The organism is Pseudarthrobacter sp. S6 (assembly GCF_050156575.1).
Taxonomy (GTDB): domain Bacteria; phylum Actinomycetota; class Actinomycetes; order Actinomycetales; family Micrococcaceae; genus Arthrobacter.
In genome coordinates, this window is the sequence record NZ_CP189581.1 from 1,986,913 (window position 1) to 2,003,777 (window position 16,865).

Sequence of the window (16,865 nt, forward strand, 5' to 3'; positions counted from 1 at the left end):
GGGAGCTGCTGTGTGTGGGCGATACTGGGATCGAACCAGTGACCTCTTCCGTGTCAGGGAAGCGCGCTACCGCTGCGCCAATCGCCCGGAACCGGGAATCCGCCCATTTCGGATTTATTACTGGGGTGGAGAGCGGACGACGAGATTCGAACTCGCGACATCCACCTTGGCAAGGTGGTGCTCTACCAGCTGAGCTACGTCCGCGTATGAAGTACAGCCCGGCGGATGGCCTGGCCTACTGCATGAAGCAAGTTTCCTTGCTTGGTGGGCGATACTGGGATCGAACCAGTGACCTCTTCCGTGTCAGGGAAGCGCGCTACCGCTGCGCCAATCGCCCATTTCGTCCGGCCTGAACCGGAATCCATGGTTTTCACCGAGGTGGGTACGGGATTCGAACCCGTGTGAACGGCTTTGCAGGCCGCTGCCTCGCCTCTCGGCCAACCCACCGTGTTGGCTCTGATTCCGAAAAACCTTTGCCGTGACAGTGTCCTGCGAGCGGACGACGAGATTCGAACTCGCGACATCCACCTTGGCAAGGTGGTGCTCTACCAGCTGAGCTACGTCCGCATTTGGGCCGCAGAATCCGTGCCGTTTCGGGCATTTCCTCGCGTTCCAACGAGTAAGAACTCTATAGGAGGTTCGAGGATTCTCCAAATCGAACGTGCCGCAACGGCGGCAATGCCCCTGGATCCCTGCAATCTAGGGGAACTTGCTAATTACAGGCGTGTAATTCAAGGCCGGTCCCGGCTCGATTTCCTTAAACCCCGCCGGGTCGGCTAGCATTCAAAGGCATCGGGGCGATTGGCGCAGTGGTAGCGCGCTTCGCTCACACCGAAGAGGTCACTGGTTCGAACCCAGTATCGCCCACCGAGGAATCTGGTCCGTTTCCGCTCAGCCGAGCGGAAACGGACCTTTTTTGTGTGTCCGCCATTCTGTCAGCCCCCTGTGAAAGAGTCTTTGTATGACTGATCCACTCCTTGCCCACGCCACGGAATACGGCCGGATGTATGCGCGGTCCACCTCCGAGCAGTTTTCCGTTCCGTCCATCACCACCGTGATCGGCCAGCAGCCGCACGGACTGGACGGCTGGTTCGGTTTCATGGGGGCGAGCAGCCTAGCGAAGGATCCGCTGCTGGCCGATTGCCTGGGCAGTCCGGCGAAAATCCGGCAGGCCGTCAACCGGGCCTCCAAGGCCGCGGAAAAATACCGCGACGAGGCAGCCAAGCGCGGTGACCGCGTCCATAACTACTGCGAGCAGGTTGCGCTCCGTGCCTTGGGCCGTCCCCACGCCATGAGGGAGACGCGCGAGGCCCTGGCAGCCAACGGCGAGGAAGGCTTTGCCCTGCGGTTCGATGAATGGTGGGAGCTCTACGGGGTGGAGCCCATCGCCCCGGAGATCACCGTCTGGAACAAGTCAGTGGGCTACGCGGGGACGCTGGACCTCGTGGCCAAAATCAACGGCCGGATCTGCGTTATTGACTACAAGACCAAGGGCACCACGCGGGACGGCACCGTCAAGCCGCTGGACGACAAAGTGGTCATGCAACTGGTGGCGGGCATGAAGGCCGAAGAAAGCCTGGTGGATGCCGTGGCCGGGGAATGGGAGCCTTGGAAGTACGGCGAGAACCCGCTGCTGCTGGCTGTGGCCATCGGGGAGACGGAAGTCCGTCCGGTCCGCGCCAACCCCGACGTCCTCAAGCATCACTGGTGGAAGTTCTGCGCCCTGCGACGGGTCTGGGAACTGTCGGCCGATACGCTCGCCGCCGGTTCCGCGCTTCTTCCGGTTGCGCCGCCCGTCTCCGCGCAGGCCCGCAGCGCCTAGCAGGGCACGCGTGTCCCCAGTCCGCCTGTCCCCAGTCCCGCGGCTGGTGCCCCTGCACCTAAACTGGATAGGTTCGCCATTAACGCCCACCGTGAGGAAAGACAGCACATGGCCATTCTGAATATCCGCATCATTGGTGATCCTGTGCTCCGCACAGTGGCCGATCCCGTGACAGAATTCGGTCCTGAGCTCGCCAAACTGGTTGCGGACATGATGGAAACCATGGAGGACGTTGACGGCGCCGGCCTCGCTGCCCCGCAGATTGGCGTCAGCCAGCGGGTCTTCACCTACCGGATCGACGGCGTGGAGGGCCACATCATCAATCCGGTCCTGGAAAACAGCGAGGACTTCCAGGCGGACCAGGTTGAAGGTTGCCTGTCGATTCCTGGCCTAGCGTTCCCGGTCCGGCGTTTCCGCGCCACCCGCGCCACTGGCGTCGACCTCAACGGGAATCCTGTCGCTGTAGAGGGGGAGGGCATGCTGGCCCGTTGCTTCCAGCACGAGACGGACCACCTGGACGGCATCCTGTTCACCGACAGGCTGGAAGGCGTGGACCGGAAGACGGCGCTGCGCTCCATCCGCAATGCAAACTATGACGCCATCACGGAACGCACGACGACGAAGCGCGCCAAGACGGTCGGGTCCAGTTTCGGGGGCGCCAGCTTCGGCGGCGGCACCACCACATGAGGGTAGTCTTTGCCGGCACCCCAACCGTGGCGGTCCCCTCCCTCGATTCCCTGATTGCGGCCGGCTTTGAAATCGTTGCGGTCCTGACCCGTCCGGACGCACCGATAGGGCGCAAACGGGTGCTGACGCCGTCGCCCGTTGCAGCCCGCGCTGCCGAGCTGGGAATCGATATCATCCACGCCGCCCGCGTGGACGAGGCCGTGACGGCGAAGATCGCCACAGCCAAGCCGGACGTGGCTGCCATCGTTGCCTACGGCGGACTGATTCCGCGCGCCGCCCTGGATGTTCCCCCGCACGGTTGGATTAACCTGCACTTTTCCCTGCTTCCCGCCTGGCGTGGCGCTGCCCCCGTGCAGCGGGCCGTAATGGCAGGCGACGACGTTACCGGTGCAGTCACCTTCCTATTGGAGGAAGGATTGGACACCGGCCCGGTCTTCGGAACGCTGACCGAAGGCGTTGGCCCTGAAGACACCGCCGGAGCACTGCTGGAGCGGCTGTCCCACAGCGGGGCCGTGCTTCTTGCCCAGACACTGTCCGCCGTCGAGGCCGGGAGGGCAGCTGCGCAGCTGCAGGTCGGCGACGTTTCGCTGGCCCCCAAACTGACCATCGATGACGGCCGGCTTGACTGGAAGCAGCCCGCCCTGGCGATCGGCAGGCGCGCCCGCGGCGTAACCCCCGAGCCAGGTGCCTGGACCACCATGGACGGACAGCGCGTCAAACTCGAACCCGTCCGGCTCCGGCCCGGTGACACTGACCTGCAGCCCGGCGCAGTATTCCTCGACGGGAAAAGCGTCCTGGTGGGCACCGGATCCCATGCTGTGGAGCTGACGAGGATCCAGCCTTCGGGCAAAAAGATGATGGCCGCCGCCGATTGGGCGCGTGGCATGGCAACACTGGAAAGCGTGGTCTTCGAATGAGCGAATCCGGCGGTAATGCAGGCAGCGGAAGCGGCGCCCCCGGTGGCGGACGGGGCAACAGCGGGCGGGGCAAGGGCGGGCCGCGGGACTCCAGCCAGCGCAACGCCCAGGGCCGCGAACGCAACCGCCCCTCCCAGCGGAGCTTCACCGAAAACGCCCCGGCGCAGCGGACCCGCCGGGCTGACCCGGCGAGGCTGGTGGCTTTTGAAGTCCTGCGCGCGGTAGCTGCCGAGGACGCCTACGCCAACCTGGTGCTCCCGTCCCGCATCCGCCATCACGGACTGGACAAGCGCGACGCCGGCTTCGCCACCGAGCTCAGCTACGGGGCCTTGCGTGGCCAGGGCACCTACGATGCCATCCTGGCCCGCTGCGTTGACCGGCCGCTGGACCAGCTTGACCCGGCCATTCTCGACGCCCTGCGGATCGGCACCCATCAGCTGCTGGCCATGCGCGTCCCGGCCCACGCCGCCCTGGATCAGACCGTTGGTCTGGCCCGCGCCGTCATCGGCGCCGGACCCTCCGCCCTGATCAATGCGGTGCTGCGGAAAGTCACGGCGCACACGCTGGAGGAATGGCTTGAGGTCCTCGTCGCCGGTGAAAGCGACGAAACCACCATCGCGTCCCTTCGCTACGCCCACCCCGAATGGATTGTCCGGGCCATGCGCCAGTCCTTGGTGGCCCACGGGCGGTCAGCCACCGAAATCAACGACCTGCTGGAAGCCGATAACGCAGCTCCGGTGGTCAACCTCGTTGCACTGCCAGGCCTGGGCAGCCTGGATGAAGCGCTGGAAGGAGGGGCCACACTGGGTGAACTTGTTGAAGGCTCGGCGCTCTCCAGCGGCGGCGACCTGGGCCGGCTCGCCTCCATTAGGGAGGGCAGCACGCGCGTCCAGGATGTCGGCTCCCAGCTGGTGGCCCGCGCAATGGCCGCCGTCGACCTTGGTACCGGCAACGACGGGGCAGGCGAACGCTGGCTCGATCTCTGCGCCGGTCCCGGCGGCAAAGCCGCGCTGCTCGGCGCCCTGGCCCGACAGCAGGGCGCGACCCTGCTGGCTAACGAGCCCGCACCGCACCGCGCCAAGCTGGTCAGGCAGGCTTTGGCCGCAGTTCCGCACGAGATCTGGCATGTCCGCACCGGCGACGGCCGCGAGGTCGGCACGGAGATGGCGGAGAGCTTTGACCGTGTCCTCGTCGACGCGCCCTGCACCGGGCTCGGCGCCCTGCGCCGCCGCCCCGAGTCGCGCTGGCGGCGCACCCCCAAGGACCTGACGGACCTCGGACCGCTGCAGCGCCAACTGCTCAAGTCCGCACTTGCTGCTGTCAAACCCGGCGGCGTCGTGGCCTATGTGACGTGCTCACCGCACCCCGCCGAGACCACCGCCGTCGTCAGTGATGCGCTGCGCAAGCGCGAGGACCTAGAACTGATCGACGCCGGCGCTGTGCTGGACGGCGTCAGCCTGACCGGCCACCTGGACGCCGGGCACGAACACACCGCGCAGCTCTGGCCGCACATCCACAGCACCGATGCCATGTTCCTGGCCCTCATCCGGAAGAAAGCCTGACCCGTGAAAGGTTCCCCCATGCCACAATGCTGCATCAACCCCAGCATGCTGTCCGCCGACTTCGTCAACCTCGAAGCCGAACTGCAGCGCATCAGCAACGCTGACGCCGTGCACGTGGATGTTATGGACAACCACTTTGTCCCCAACCTCACCTTGGGCCTGCCCGTGGTCCAACGGATCCAGGAGGTCAGCCCCGTCCCGCTGGACGCACACCTGATGATCTCCGACGCCGACCGCTGGGCGCCGGGGTTCGCCGACGCCGGGCTGGCCTCCGTGACCTTCCACGCTGAGGCCTCCATTGCACCGGTCAAACTGGCCCGCGAACTGAGGGCCCGCGGCGCTAAGGCCGGCATGGCACTGCGCCCTGCCACAGCCGTGGAACCCTACCTGGACATGCTCGAGGAACTGGACATGCTCCTGATCATGACCGTGGAGCCGGGGTTCGGCGGCCAGGCGTTCCTGGACTTCACCCTACCCAAGATCCGGAGGGCCCGGGCAGCCATTGACGGCTCCGGAATCAATGTCGCCATCCAGGTGGACGGCGGCATTACCGAGGAAACCATTCTGCGGGCGGCCGAAGCAGGCGCGAACGTCTTTGTCGCGGGTTCGGCTGTTTACGGCGCGGAAGACCCGGCTGCAGCCATCGGACGGCTCCGCGAAGCCGGCAGCATAAAGTTACGTGCTGCGACCGCGGAATAGTCTGGGCCACCTTGTGGTTATGGCACAATAGCAACACACAATACGTGCTCCGGGGTCGGTGTAAGTCCGAACCGGCGGTGATAGTCCGCGACCCGCGAGTCGGCGCTTTCCCCTTCAGGGAAGGAACCGGCGGACGGTTGAACTGGTGAAATTCCGGTACCGACAGTTAAAGTCTGGATGAGAGAAGCACGTACAGCTGTATCTGCGGCGCCCTTTGGCGCTGCGGTCTTCTGCTGTCGTATACCCCCGGAGCCATCGCGGTTTTAGAGGGAAGGAACGACAACACACATGAACCCCTTGCGATGGCTCTTTGAAGCCAGGATTTCCCATGGTCCGGGAACCAAAGCCGCCGAACCGGTGGCTGCCCCGTGACCCGGATCGAAAACGTCATGGCGTTCAGCGCCGCCGAAACCGCCGCCATGGAGGCAGCGCTCGAAGCAGCCCTGCAGGGTCCGCGCGGAGCGAATCCGCTGGTGGGCGCCGTCGTCATCGATGCTGCCGGCCACCAGCTGGTGACCGGCTATCACCGCGGCGCCGGCACGCCCCACGCGGAAGCGGACGCCATCACCCAGGCAGAGGCCGCCGGGCTGGACCTGAGCGGCTGCACAATGGTGATCACGCTGGAACCCTGTGACCACAGCGGCCGCACGGGGCCCTGCACCCAGGCGATCATTCGTGCCGGAATCACGGACGTGGTCTACGCCGTCGACGATCCGCATGACCCTGCGGCGGGCGGCGCGGCCACCCTCCGGAATGCCGGGGTGCAGGTCCGCAGCGGGCTCGCTGCCGGCGAGTCGTTCGAGTTGAACCGTCAGTGGTTCCTGGGAGTGGCCGCACAACGCCCGTTTGTGACGCTGCATATCGCCCAGACGCTGGACGGCCGGATCGCCGCCGAGGACGGCACGAGCCAGTGGATCTCCTCGCCGGAGTCGCTCGCTGACAACCACGGGCTCCGGCGGCGAATTGACGCCATCCTCGTGGGGAGCCAGACCGTTGTGGTGGACAACCCCCGGCTGTCAGCCCGGGACGAGTCCGGAGCGGCATCGGGCAAGCAGCCGCTGCGTGCCGTGATGGGCCTGCGCGACATTCCGGCCGACGCCGCCGTCCGCGGTGATGACGATAATGTGCTCCACCTCGCCACGCGGGATCCCCGGGAGGCGCTCTCGCTTCTTTACGCAGTGGGAGTCCGCCACGTCATGGTGGAAGGCGGCTCACGCATCCTCAGTTCATTCCTGGCTGCCGGACTTGTGGACGAACTCATTGTCTACGTTGCCCCCACCCTGCTGGGCTCCGGAACTCCCGCCCTCAACGGACTCGGAATCACCACCCTCGCGGATGCCCGGCACTGGGACTGGGACCCTTCCGACGGCGGCTCCGTCCTCACCCTGGGCCGGGACCTGAGACTGCACCTCCGACCAGAACCAACCGAAGCTTTTGAACCACAACTAGCCCGCACTGCCGCGGAACCAGCCATGGGAGGCTACTGATGTTTACCGGAATTATTGCCGAGCAGGGACAGATTCTGTCCGTGGAGCGGGACGGGGATGCCAGCGCAACGCTCCGCCTTCGCGCGCCCGGCAGCACCGAAGGTCTCGGGCTGGGTGGCTCCATCGCTGTCAACGGAGTCTGCCTGACGGCCACCGCAATCGACGGCAAAGAATTCAGTGTTGACGTGATGGGCGAAACCCTCGTCCGCAGTACCATCGGCGAACTTACCACCGGTGACTCGGTGAACCTTGAGCGTTGTGTCCCCGCCGGCGGCCGGCTGGACGGCCACGTCGTCCAGGGCCACGTCGACGGCGTCGGGCAGCTGCTGGAGCGCGAGCCGTTCGGCAACTGGGAGCGACTCCGCTTCGGTGTGCCAGCCAACCTCGCGCGCTATATCGCGGAGAAGGGCTCCATCGCGATAGACGGCGTCTCGCTCACCGTCACGGCAGTCAGCCCGGCCGTGGAGCCGCAGCCCTGGTTCGAAGTGGGGCTGATCCCCACCACGCTGGCGGAGACCGGCCTGGGGGCCAAGAACACCGGCAGCAGGGTCAACCTTGAAGTCGACGTGCTGGCCAAATACACCGAACGGTTACTGGCATTCAGCACCGTCGCAACCACCGGGGGCGAACGATGAACGCCACCGTCCGGCTGGAACCGGCCGCGGACGCCGGCCCGGTGCCGACGAGCGCAACCTTCGGACTTGATCCCGTGGAAGATGCCATCCGCGCCATGGCCGCCGGCCGGCCCGTGCTTGTGGTGGACAACGAGGACCGCGAAAACGAAGGCGACATCATCTTCGCCGCACAGCATGCGACCCCCGCCCTCATGGGATGGACCATCCGCTACAGCTCCGGCGTCATCTGCGTCCCCCTGCCCGGGGAGCGAGCCGACGCCCTGGCACTGCCGCCAATGGTGGCCGTGAACCAGGACGCGAAGGGTACCGCGTACACCGTTTCCTGCGACGCGGCGGTGGGTGTCAGCACCGGAATCTCCGCCACTGACCGGGCCCTCACGGCCCGCGTCCTCGCAGACCCCGGCGCCGGGCCGTCGGCCGTGACCCGGCCCGGGCATATTTTCCCGCTCCGGGCAGTTAACGGAGGAGTGCGGGAACGCCCTGGCCATACCGAAGCGGCCGTGGACCTCTGCCGGCTCGCCGGATTGGAGCCCGTGGGCGTGATCGCCGAGGTTGTGTACGACGACGGTGAAATGATGCGGCTCGACGGGCTGCGCGGATTTGCCGCTGAACATGGGTGCCCCCTGATCTCGATTGAGGATCTGGTGGCCTACCTTGAATCAGGGGCCGGGTCTTCCGCCGACAGTGACACCGGGCCGGACGCCCGGGCGGAGTAGAGGAGTAATGATGACGGCTTCCGGAGTTTCGGACGACAGCCACCAGAACGGCCACCATCAGGGGGCGGCCGGCAATGGCCGGACCCACCACCCCGTGAGCGGCGGTCCGATTGTGCAGCTGCCCACGGCCTTTGGCGATTTCATCACCCAAGCGTGGACAGACCTGGTCACGGGCGTCGAGCACCTGGCGGTGAGCTCGCCCAACCCGCCCAAGGATGGCGTTGCTCCGCTGGTCAGGCTGCATTCCGAGTGCCTGACCGGCGATGTCTTCGGCTCCTACCGTTGTGACTGCGGCGAACAGCTGGCCTATGCCCTGGAGCTGATCAACGAGTTCGGCGGCACGCTGCTGTACCTGCGCGGGCAGGAAGGCCGGGGGATAGGCCTGGCCAACAAAATCAAGGCCTACGCCCTCCAGGAAGCGGGCTTTGACACCGTGGAGGCCAACGAACAGCTGGGGCTGCCGGTGGACGCCCGCTGCTACAAGGCGGCCGCCCAGATCCTGGCCGAGATGGGCCTCCACGAGATCCGGCTCCTGAGCAACAACCCGGACAAAAAGAACAGGCTCGCCAAAGCCGGCGTGAAGGTGGTGGAAATGGTGCCCACAGAGGTGCCGTCCCGTGACCAGAACATCCGCTACCTGCAGACTAAAAAGGACCGCATGGAGCACCGGCTGACGCTGGACACACACATTGTCACGGTGCCAAGCGGCGCCGCCGACGATTTCGACCACGACCAAAACTGAACGGACCAGATTCACGCATGAGCGGACAAGGCGCACCAGATATTGACCTCACCACCCTCAACCCTGCGGAAACGTCGCAGCTGCGGTTGGCCATTGTGGCAGCCAGCTGGCACACCCAGATCATGGACGGACTGCTGGACGGTGCCCTGCGCGCCGCCAAAGATGCAGGCATCAGCGAACCCACCGTACTGCGCGTTCCCGGTGCCTTCGAGCTTCCCGTCGCCGCCGCGCGGCTGGCACCGCACTTTGACGCAGTGGTGGCCCTCGGCGTCGTGATACGGGGCGGTACGCCGCACTTTGAATACGTCTGCCAGGCGGCGACGTCGGGACTGACCGATGTCAGTGTCTCCACCGGCGTGCCGGTGGGCTTCGGCGTGCTGACCTGCGATACGGAACAGCAGGGACTGGACCGTGCCGGCCTGCCGGGCTCCAGCGAGGACAAGGGCCACGAGGCAGTGACGGCGGCCCTGGCCACCGCAGTGCTCCTCAAGCAGTACAAGTAGCAGCCGGTTGTTGTCAGCATGCGGACGGATGCGGTGTGTGTTCGCTCACATCGCGCCCGTCATGCAGCGGCCCGAAAGGCGCCCCCGGGCCGGCAGCAAGTAGGCTGTAGGGCGTGAAGAATTTCGAGACGCTGTTCGCTGAACTGAGTGAGAAGGCAGCCACCCGCCCGGCAGGCTCCCGCACCGTCGCTGAATTGGAGTCCGGAGTCCACGGCATTGGCAAGAAAGTCGTGGAGGAAGCAGCCGAAGTCTGGATGGCCGCTGAGTACGAATCCGATGAGGCCGCGGCTGAGGAAATCTCCCAGCTGCTCTACCACCTGCAGGTTCTGATGCTCGCTAAAGGACTGACCCTGGAAGACGTCTACAAGCATCTGTAGCCACTGCGGCGCCCGGCGGCCGAGAGCTGCCTGCCGGTGCCCTGCGTGGCCCGTTTGCCCGATCCATAGACCTCCCAACCAAGAAAGACCCCATGCTGCGAGTAGCCGTACCCAATAAGGGCTCCCTGTCCGAAGCCGCCTCCGCCATGTTGTCCGAAGCAGGCTACCGCCAGCGCCGCGACACCCGCGAGCTGGTCATGATGGACCCTGACAACGACATTGAGTTCTTCTTCCTCCGCCCGCGCGACATCGCCGTGTACGTCGGACGCGGTACCCTCGACGTCGGCATCACCGGCCGCGACCTGCTGCTTGACGCCGAGGTGGAGGCCGAGGAACTGCTGCCCCTGGGCTTCGCTGCGTCCACATTCCGCTTCGCCGGACCCGTGGGCGATTTCGCCGCCGCTGAAGAGTTGGAAGGCAAGCGCCTCGCCACCAGCTACGACGGGCTGCTCCGCGGCTACCTCGCCGAGCGGGGCATCAACGCCAAGGTAGTCCGGCTTGACGGCGCCGTGGAGTCCTCCGTGCGCCTCGGCGTAGCGGACGCCATCGCCGACGTCGTGGAAACGGGCAACACCCTCAAGGCCGCCGGGATGGAAATCTTCGGCGAGCCGATCCTTAAGTCAGAAGCTGTCCTGATCCGCCGCACCGGCGATGGTGGCGCCGCGAACGGCACCGTCAAGGAGATTGAAGTCCTGATCCGCCGCCTGCAGGGCGTCCTCGTGGCGCGCCAGTACGTGCTGATGGACTACGATATCCGCAAGGAACTCGTGGAACAGGCCGCCGCACTGACTCCCGGCCTGGAATCGCCCACCGTCTCGCCACTGCGCGACTCCGACTGGGTGGCTGTTCGGTCCATGGTTCCGAAGAAGGAAACCAATCGGATCATGGATGAGCTCTATGACCTCGGCGCCCGCGCCATCCTGGTCAGCAGCATCCACGCCTGCCGTATCTGAGCGTGCTTCCCGGTTCACGCCGCGCCGCAGAATCCACCCGAGAATTCCAGGAGTCCCCATGGCTGTAGCTGTACGAGTCATTCCCTGCCTCGATGTCGACGCCGGGCGCGTTGTGAAGGGCATCAACTTCGAGGGGCTCCGCGACGCGGGCGACCCGGTGGGGCTGGCCCACCGCTACGACAATGCGGGCGCCGACGAACTGACGTTCCTGGACGTCACAGCATCCTCGGGGAACCGTGAAACCACCTTCGATGTGGTCCGCCGCACGGCCGAGGAAGTCTTCATCCCCCTGACCGTGGGCGGCGGTGTCCGCGGCGTCGCCGAGGTGGACAAGCTCCTGCGTTTCGGCGCGGACAAGGCCTCCATCAACACAGCCGCCGTTGCCCGGCCGGACGTCATCAACGAAATCAGCCGGCACTTCGGTTCGCAGGTGCTGGTCCTGTCAGTGGACGCCCGCCGGACCCGCCCGGGGTCCCGGCCCACGCCATCGGGGTTTGAAGTGACCACCCATGGTGGGCGTACGGGTACCGGGATCGACGCCATCGAGTGGGCCAGGGAGGCCGCCGACCGCGGCGTCGGCGAAATCCTGCTCAACTCCATCGATGCCGACGGCACCAAGGACGGCTTTGACCTGGAACTGATCCGTATGGTCCGGGCAGCGGTGAAAGTGCCGATCATTGCCTCAGGCGGCGCCGGGGAACCGGCGCACTTCCCGCCTGCCGTTGCCGCCGGAGCTGACGCCGTCCTGGCTGCGTCGATTTTCCACTGGGGACCGGACAACATGATGTCCCAGGTCAAGCAGGCCATCCGCGAGGCGGGCTTCGACGTCCGTTAGTTCGCACCTGCTCCCTGCGGACGTGGGCCCAACAAACGCGGGGTCACTTAGCGCCCGTAATCCCTTCCGGGATGGGCGCTAAGTGACCCCGCGTTGCTTTAGTTAGAGGCCGACTTCTGCTGACTGCAGCAGGGCGACGGCGTCTGGCTGGCCTTCGAAGGTGACCAAGGCGTGGCGGGTCCGTCCGTGGGCGTGCATCAGCAGTTCGCCCGGCTCACCAACGATCGCCACCGAAACGGGTGCCCGCTTGGCGACGTGCCGCGGCCCGGATGGGCGCACCAGCACAATTCCCAGGTCCACGCCGCGGTAAAGAATGGCTGCCCGTTTGATCAGCTCGTCCCAGAGGGCGTCCGAATAGGCCTCGTCGAGGGCGCGCGGCGCCCAGCGGTCCACGGCCCGGCGGATGTCCTCGGTGTGGACGAAATATTCGATCAGGTTGGAGCTCTCGTCCAATGCCTTGATGTTCATGGGAGAGAGCGCCGGCGGGCCGCCGCGGAAGGTGTTCACCAGGCCGGTGTAGTCGGCACCTGTTGTCAGCTTCGCCGCGAGCCTGGCTGTGGCTTTATCAGAAGCCTTGGACAGGCTTTTGATGATGAGGCCCAGGCCCACGGCCGCCTTGCGTTCGCGCAGGTAAAGGTGCGCGGCAAGGTCCCTGGTGCGCCAGCCTCGGCAGAGGGTGGGGGCATCAGGGCCGGCCGCCAGCAGGGTTTCGGCCAGGACTTCTCGGGACGGTTCGACGAAATGCATCACTTGTGAAACTAGCACGAGAGCAGCGAAGTTGGGCAGCGGAAACGTCAGCCGGGGGGTGCCCTTGTTCACACTCTGGTTGCATGCCCGCTTGTGCATATTCGGTGGCCGTTGATCAGGCACTAGACTTGGTCTGATGTCTGAGCAGCCCGCCTCCGCCCCCGTAATTGTCCCGGCCCCCGCCACAAGCCCGCTTCCACCCGCCATCGCGGACGCGCTTAAGCGTGACGGCGCCGGGCTCGTGGCCGCCGTCGTGCAGCAGTTCGATACGAACGAGGTGCTGATGCTGGGCTGGATGGACGACGAAGCACTGCACCGCACCATGACCAGCGGCCGGGTCACGTTCTATTCCCGCTCCCGCCAGGAGTATTGGCGCAAGGGCGACACCTCCGGCCACGTCCAGTGGGTCAAATCCGTTGCCGTGGACTGCGACGGCGATGCCCTCCTGATCCGCGTGGACCAGGTCGGCGCGGCATGCCACACCGGCACCCGGACCTGCTTCGACGGCAGGGACCTGGACGTCCAGACCGGCGAGGCGCTCTGATCCACGGCCCATGGGCAGATGACCGCCCCGTGGGCACACACTTATTGGCAGCAATGACTGGCGCGGTTCCCTCCCCCCCCCCCCCCCCCCCCCCCCCCCCGGCGGCAGTCACCAGTCGACACACAAGAACAGGCGGCGAAGAATAGCCATGCAGGACCTTGGAATCATCAGCCCGGGCCTCGAGGAGTTCCGCGAACTCGCCGGCAACAGCCGGGTCATCCCCGTCACGCTTAAAGTGCTGGCGGACGCGGAAACGCCTATCGGCCTCTACCGGAAGCTGGCGCAAGGCCAGCCCGGCACGTTCCTGATGGAGTCCGCGGCGGTGGGTGGCACGTGGTCGCGGTATTCCTTCATCGGCGCGAAGTCCCGGGCAACCCTGACCACCAAGAGCGGCCAGGCGCACTGGCTGGGCCAGCCACCTGCGGGCGTGCCCCTGGACGGCAACCCCGTGGACGCCATCCGCGACACCATCGAAGCCCTGCGGACCAACAGGTTTGACGGGCTGCCGCCTTTCACTTCCGGACTCGTCGGCTTCCTGGGCTGGGAGACCGTCCGCCATTGGGAACGGCTGACCAGCCCGCCGGAGGATGACCTCCACCTGCCCGAGATGGCGCTGAACCTGGTCACCGACATGGCAGTGCACGACAACCATGACGGCACCGTGCTGTTGATCGCCAACGCCATCAACTTCGATGGCAGCTCCGACCGTGTGGACGAGGCCTGGGAAGATGCCGTAGCACGGGTCAAGGCCCTCCTCACCCGGATCAGCACGCCCGTGGCCCAGCCGGTCTCCGTACTGGAACCCGCCGCCCTGGATTTCGCTGCCAGCGTCGAAGAACGGTGGGACGAACCCTCGTACCTGGCCGCCCTTGACCGTGGCAAGGAAGCCATTGTGGACGGCGAAGTGTTCCAGGTGGTGATTTCACGCCGCTTCGAGATGGAATGCGGGGCCTCGCCGCTTGACGTGTACCGGGTCCTGCGGAACACCAACCCCAGCCCGTACATGTACATCTTCAGCCTCGAGGACGCCGACGGGCGGGAGTACTCGATCGTGGGGTCCTCGCCCGAGGCTCTGGTGACGGTGACCGGCGAGGAAGTCATCACCCACCCGATCGCCGGTTCACGGCCCCGCGGCAAAACCGTGGAGGCAGACAAAGCCCTCGCGGAGGAACTGCTGGCCGACCAGAAGGAACGCGCCGAACACCTGATGCTCGTGGACCTGTCCCGCAACGATCTGTCCAAGGTCTGCCTCGCGGGAACCGTGGACGTCACCCAGTTTATGGAGGTGGAGCGCTTCAGCCACATCATGCACCTGGTCTCCACCGTGGTGGGAAAGCTGTCCCCGGCCGCCAACGCCTACGACGTCCTGAAAGCGACCTTCCCCGCGGGCACCCTGTCCGGTGCCCCGAAGCCCCGGGCTCTGCGCCTGCTGGACGAGCTTGAACCGCACCGCCGCGGCATCTACGGCGGGGTGGTGGGCTACCTCGACTTCGCCGGCGACATGGATATGGCCATTGCCATCCGCTCGGCCCTTCTCCGCGAAGGACGCGCCTATGTCCAGGCCGGCGGCGGCATCGTGGCGGACTCGGTGAACCCCACAGAAGCGCTGGAGACCGTGAACAAGGCCGCCGCTCCGCTCCGGGCCGTGCACACCGCCGGATCGCTGCATAACATTGCGGCGGAATCGCTCCCCGGCACCTCTCAGACCAGCGACGCCGGCACCTCCGCCGGTGAAAGCCAGGGCGCCGTATGACGCCGGCCTGGGCCAGGAAATCCACGCTGGTACTGCTGATTGCCGTCCTTGCCCTGGCCGTGTTCGGAGCCACCACCCAGACCTGGATCACTGTCAGCCTGGACGCCAACCAGGTGGGCCAGGTCGCGGGGGACCAGAACACCCTTCCGGTCCAGGGCAGCAAAGCCGCTACCGCGGTGACGGCCCTGGCCGTCGTTGCCCTGGCAGGCGGACTGGCAGCCTCCATCGCCGGAAAGTTCGCTCGGTGGGTCATCATCGCCCTCATCGTGCTTGCCTCCGTAGGCATCATCGCCGCGGCCGCCACCGTGCTGGCTGACCCGCTGGGCGCCGCGCAGGGTTCGATCGCCGCTGCCACAGGGGTCACCGGCGGCCACGCGGAAGTGGCTGTTACCGCCTTCCCTGTCCTCGCCGTCGCCGCCGCCACCCTGCTGGCGCTGGCCGCCCTGCTGATCATCCCCGCTGGCCGGCACTGGAAATCGCGGACCAAATATGACGCGGCCACCTATGGGGCGCCCGCCGGCAGCGCGGCCGCCGCCACTGGTCCTGTGGACGAGATCGACGGCTGGGACCGGCTCTCGCGCGGCGACGACCCCACCTGAACCCCGCTCTCAGCCATAGCCATGCAGCCCGCTAAAACCTGAGCCCGGTCTGCCGATGGTCAGGTCGCGGCCAAAAAATGGCAGAATGTAAGCAGTATTCATCCCGAGGAGATTCACATGAGCAAAGCACCCGCTTCCGTATCGAAATCAGGCACCCGGACCGTTGCCCCCGGCGTCGTTGACCACAGCCAGGAACTTGGCCACGGCAACAGCCCCGCGGCCTGGACCTGCGTGATCGTTATGCTGGTCGGCGCCCTCATCGCGTCCATCGCCTTTGTCATTGCCAACACCCCCATCTTCATCGCGGGCGCGGCCGTGATGGTCCTCGGCCTCATCCTTGGCTACATCATGCGCAAGGCCGGCTACGGTGTCGAAGGCAGCAAGCTGAAGAGCTCCGGCCACTGATGGCGACTGTTCTCGATGACATCAATGCCGGTGTCAGGGAGGATATGGAGGCCAGGCAGCGTCTCGTTCCGCTCGCGGAACTGAAGGACATGGCTGCGGCCGCGGCACCCGCCCGCGACGCCTGGGCGGCCCTCGGTGGCACCTCCGTGCAGCGGGACCAGCTGAAGGTCATCGCGGAAATCAAGCGGCGCAGCCCGTCCAAGGGTGACCTCGCCACAATTGTGGATCCGGCATCGCTGGCAGAGCAGTACGCCGACGGCGGCGCAGCCGTGATCAGCGTCCTCACCGAACAGCGGCGCTTCAACGGTTCCCTTGCGGACCTGGACGCCGTGCGTGCCCGCGTCGACATTCCGCTGCTCCGCAAGGACTTCACGCTCGTCGAGTACCAGGTCTGGGAGGCCCGCGCCCACGGCGCGGACCTGATCCTGCTCATCGTGGCGTCGCTCTCCGACAGCGAGCTCCGGGACTTCAGCGCGCTCAGCCGCGAACTCGGCATGAATGTGCTCGTGGAAACGCACACGGAAGCGGAAATCGAACGGGCAGTGGCGGCTGAGGCGCGCATCATCGGCGTGAACGTGCGCAACCTGAAGACGCTCGACGTCGACCGTTCAGTTTTCGCCTCCCTCGCCGGACTGATTCCGGCTGAAGCGCTGGTCATCGCCGAATCCGGTGTGCGCGGCGTGGACGACGTGACGCACTACGCCGCCAAGGGTGCCAACGCCATCCTGGTGGGCGAGGCCCTGGTCAGCGACGCCACGCCGCGTGACCGGATCGCCGAATTCGCGGCAGCCGGCGCTGCCGCCATCGCAGCCCGGGCCTAGTCCGGGCAGCCGCTGGCCCTGGGGCCGGCGGCACAATACTTCCGAACGATCAACTGGAACA

At 66.1% G+C, this 16,865-nt stretch carries 19 protein-coding genes, 6 tRNA genes and 1 riboswitch; of the genes, 19 read left to right on the top strand and 6 right to left on the bottom strand.

What is annotated here, in order from left to right:
- Positions 1-15 precede the first annotated feature (15 nt).
- The 5 genes from ACQCS0_RS09545 to ACQCS0_RS09565 all read right to left on the bottom strand — a co-directional run bounded on the left by ACQCS0_RS09545 (position 16) and on the right by ACQCS0_RS09565 (position 567).
- Positions 16-87, bottom strand: a tRNA-Val gene (locus ACQCS0_RS09545).
- Between the two features lie 44 nt (positions 88-131).
- A tRNA-Gly gene (locus ACQCS0_RS09550) sits at positions 132-204 on the bottom strand.
- 58 nt (positions 205-262) lie between these two features.
- Positions 263-337, bottom strand: a tRNA-Val gene (locus ACQCS0_RS09555).
- A gap of 39 nt (positions 338-376) precedes the next feature.
- Positions 377-447 (bottom strand) — tRNA-Cys (locus tag ACQCS0_RS09560).
- A 47-nt stretch (positions 448-494) separates the two neighbouring features.
- Positions 495-567: transfer RNA gene (locus ACQCS0_RS09565), tRNA-Gly, on the bottom strand.
- A gap of 228 nt (positions 568-795) precedes the next feature.
- On the opposite strand from ACQCS0_RS09565, the gene ACQCS0_RS09570 reads away from it, so the two are divergent.
- The 14 genes from ACQCS0_RS09570 to hisF all read left to right on the top strand — a co-directional run bounded on the left by ACQCS0_RS09570 (position 796) and on the right by hisF (position 11,935).
- Positions 796-867, top strand: a tRNA-Val gene (locus tag ACQCS0_RS09570).
- A 94-nt stretch (positions 868-961) separates the two neighbouring features.
- On the top strand, positions 962-1,822 hold the full coding sequence (locus ACQCS0_RS09575; protein ID WP_354154277.1) for a cytochrome: 861 nt from the start codon (positions 962-964) through the stop codon (positions 1,820-1,822).
- A gap of 108 nt (positions 1,823-1,930) precedes the next feature.
- Complete coding sequence (gene def, locus ACQCS0_RS09580; protein ID WP_354154276.1) at positions 1,931-2,509, top strand: peptide deformylase; 579 nt, start codon at positions 1,931-1,933, stop codon at positions 2,507-2,509.
- Positions 2,506-3,426: a methionyl-tRNA formyltransferase gene (gene fmt / locus ACQCS0_RS09585; RefSeq protein WP_354154275.1), complete on the top strand. Its 921-nt coding sequence runs from the start codon at positions 2,506-2,508 to the stop codon at positions 3,424-3,426. Before def ends, fmt begins: the two co-directional genes overlap by 4 nt.
- Positions 3,423-4,988, top strand: a complete 1,566-nt coding sequence (locus ACQCS0_RS09590) for a transcription antitermination factor NusB (RefSeq protein WP_354154274.1) — start codon at positions 3,423-3,425, stop codon at positions 4,986-4,988. The genes fmt and ACQCS0_RS09590 overlap by 4 nt, the downstream gene beginning before the upstream one ends.
- Positions 4,989-5,006: 18 nt before the next feature.
- Entirely contained in the window at positions 5,007-5,687 is a 681-nt protein-coding gene (gene rpe, locus ACQCS0_RS09595) for a ribulose-phosphate 3-epimerase (protein ID WP_354154415.1), read from the top strand.
- 40 nt (positions 5,688-5,727) lie between these two features.
- A riboswitch (FMN riboswitch) is annotated at positions 5,728-5,881 on the top strand.
- Between the two features lie 195 nt (positions 5,882-6,076).
- Complete coding sequence (gene ribD / locus ACQCS0_RS09600) at positions 6,077-7,174, top strand: bifunctional diaminohydroxyphosphoribosylaminopyrimidine deaminase/5-amino-6-(5-phosphoribosylamino)uracil reductase RibD (RefSeq protein ID WP_354154414.1); 1,098 nt, start codon at positions 6,077-6,079, stop codon at positions 7,172-7,174.
- Positions 7,174-7,809: a riboflavin synthase gene (locus ACQCS0_RS09605; protein ID WP_354154273.1), complete on the top strand. Its 636-nt coding sequence runs from the start codon at positions 7,174-7,176 to the stop codon at positions 7,807-7,809. The genes ribD and ACQCS0_RS09605 overlap by 1 nt, the downstream gene beginning before the upstream one ends.
- Complete coding sequence (gene ribB, locus ACQCS0_RS09610) at positions 7,806-8,525, top strand: 3,4-dihydroxy-2-butanone-4-phosphate synthase (RefSeq protein ID WP_354154272.1); 720 nt, start codon at positions 7,806-7,808, stop codon at positions 8,523-8,525. The genes ACQCS0_RS09605 and ribB overlap by 4 nt, the downstream gene beginning before the upstream one ends.
- 10 nt (positions 8,526-8,535) lie before the next feature.
- Positions 8,536-9,267, top strand: a complete 732-nt coding sequence (gene ribA / locus ACQCS0_RS09615; RefSeq protein ID WP_354154271.1) for a GTP cyclohydrolase II — start codon at positions 8,536-8,538, stop codon at positions 9,265-9,267.
- A 17-nt stretch (positions 9,268-9,284) separates the two neighbouring features.
- On the top strand, positions 9,285-9,770 hold the full coding sequence (gene ribH, locus ACQCS0_RS09620; protein ID WP_354154270.1) for a 6,7-dimethyl-8-ribityllumazine synthase: 486 nt from the start codon (positions 9,285-9,287) through the stop codon (positions 9,768-9,770).
- Between the two features lie 113 nt (positions 9,771-9,883).
- Positions 9,884-10,147 (top strand): phosphoribosyl-ATP diphosphatase, encoded by a 264-nt coding sequence (locus ACQCS0_RS09625; RefSeq protein WP_028270786.1) that lies wholly within the window; start codon positions 9,884-9,886, stop codon positions 10,145-10,147.
- A gap of 92 nt (positions 10,148-10,239) precedes the next feature.
- Positions 10,240-11,100 carry an ATP phosphoribosyltransferase gene (hisG, locus tag ACQCS0_RS09630; protein ID WP_104061999.1) on the top strand — a complete coding sequence of 287 codons (861 nt, stop codon included), beginning with the start codon at positions 10,240-10,242 and terminating at the stop codon, positions 11,098-11,100.
- A gap of 58 nt (positions 11,101-11,158) precedes the next feature.
- Positions 11,159-11,935, top strand: coding sequence for an imidazole glycerol phosphate synthase subunit HisF (gene hisF, locus ACQCS0_RS09635; RefSeq protein ID WP_354154269.1), 777 nt, complete (start codon positions 11,159-11,161; stop codon positions 11,933-11,935).
- Positions 11,936-12,037: 102 nt separating this feature from the next.
- Here the strand turns inward: hisF and ACQCS0_RS09640 are convergent, their stop codons facing one another.
- Positions 12,038-12,682, bottom strand: a complete 645-nt coding sequence (locus tag ACQCS0_RS09640; RefSeq protein ID WP_354154413.1) for a TIGR03085 family metal-binding protein — start codon at positions 12,680-12,682, stop codon at positions 12,038-12,040.
- Positions 12,683-12,818: 136 nt separating this feature from the next.
- Between ACQCS0_RS09640 and hisI the strand changes: the two genes are divergently transcribed.
- The 5 genes from hisI (at position 12,819) to trpC (ending at position 16,804) form a co-directional block, all read left to right on the top strand.
- Entirely contained in the window at positions 12,819-13,226 is a 408-nt protein-coding gene (hisI, locus tag ACQCS0_RS09645; protein WP_354154268.1) for a phosphoribosyl-AMP cyclohydrolase, read from the top strand.
- 148 nt (positions 13,227-13,374) lie between these two features.
- Entirely contained in the window at positions 13,375-14,979 is a 1,605-nt protein-coding gene (locus ACQCS0_RS09650; protein ID WP_354154267.1) for an anthranilate synthase component I, read from the top strand.
- Complete coding sequence (locus tag ACQCS0_RS09655) at positions 14,976-15,578, top strand: Trp biosynthesis-associated membrane protein (RefSeq protein ID WP_354154266.1); 603 nt, start codon at positions 14,976-14,978, stop codon at positions 15,576-15,578. Before ACQCS0_RS09650 ends, ACQCS0_RS09655 begins: the two co-directional genes overlap by 4 nt.
- A gap of 117 nt (positions 15,579-15,695) precedes the next feature.
- Complete coding sequence (locus tag ACQCS0_RS09660) at positions 15,696-15,983, top strand: HGxxPAAW family protein (protein ID WP_056345635.1); 288 nt, start codon at positions 15,696-15,698, stop codon at positions 15,981-15,983.
- Entirely contained in the window at positions 15,983-16,804 is an 822-nt protein-coding gene (gene trpC, locus ACQCS0_RS09665; protein WP_354154265.1) for an indole-3-glycerol phosphate synthase TrpC, read from the top strand. The genes ACQCS0_RS09660 and trpC overlap by 1 nt, the downstream gene beginning before the upstream one ends.
- Positions 16,805-16,865: the final 61 nt, after the last annotated feature.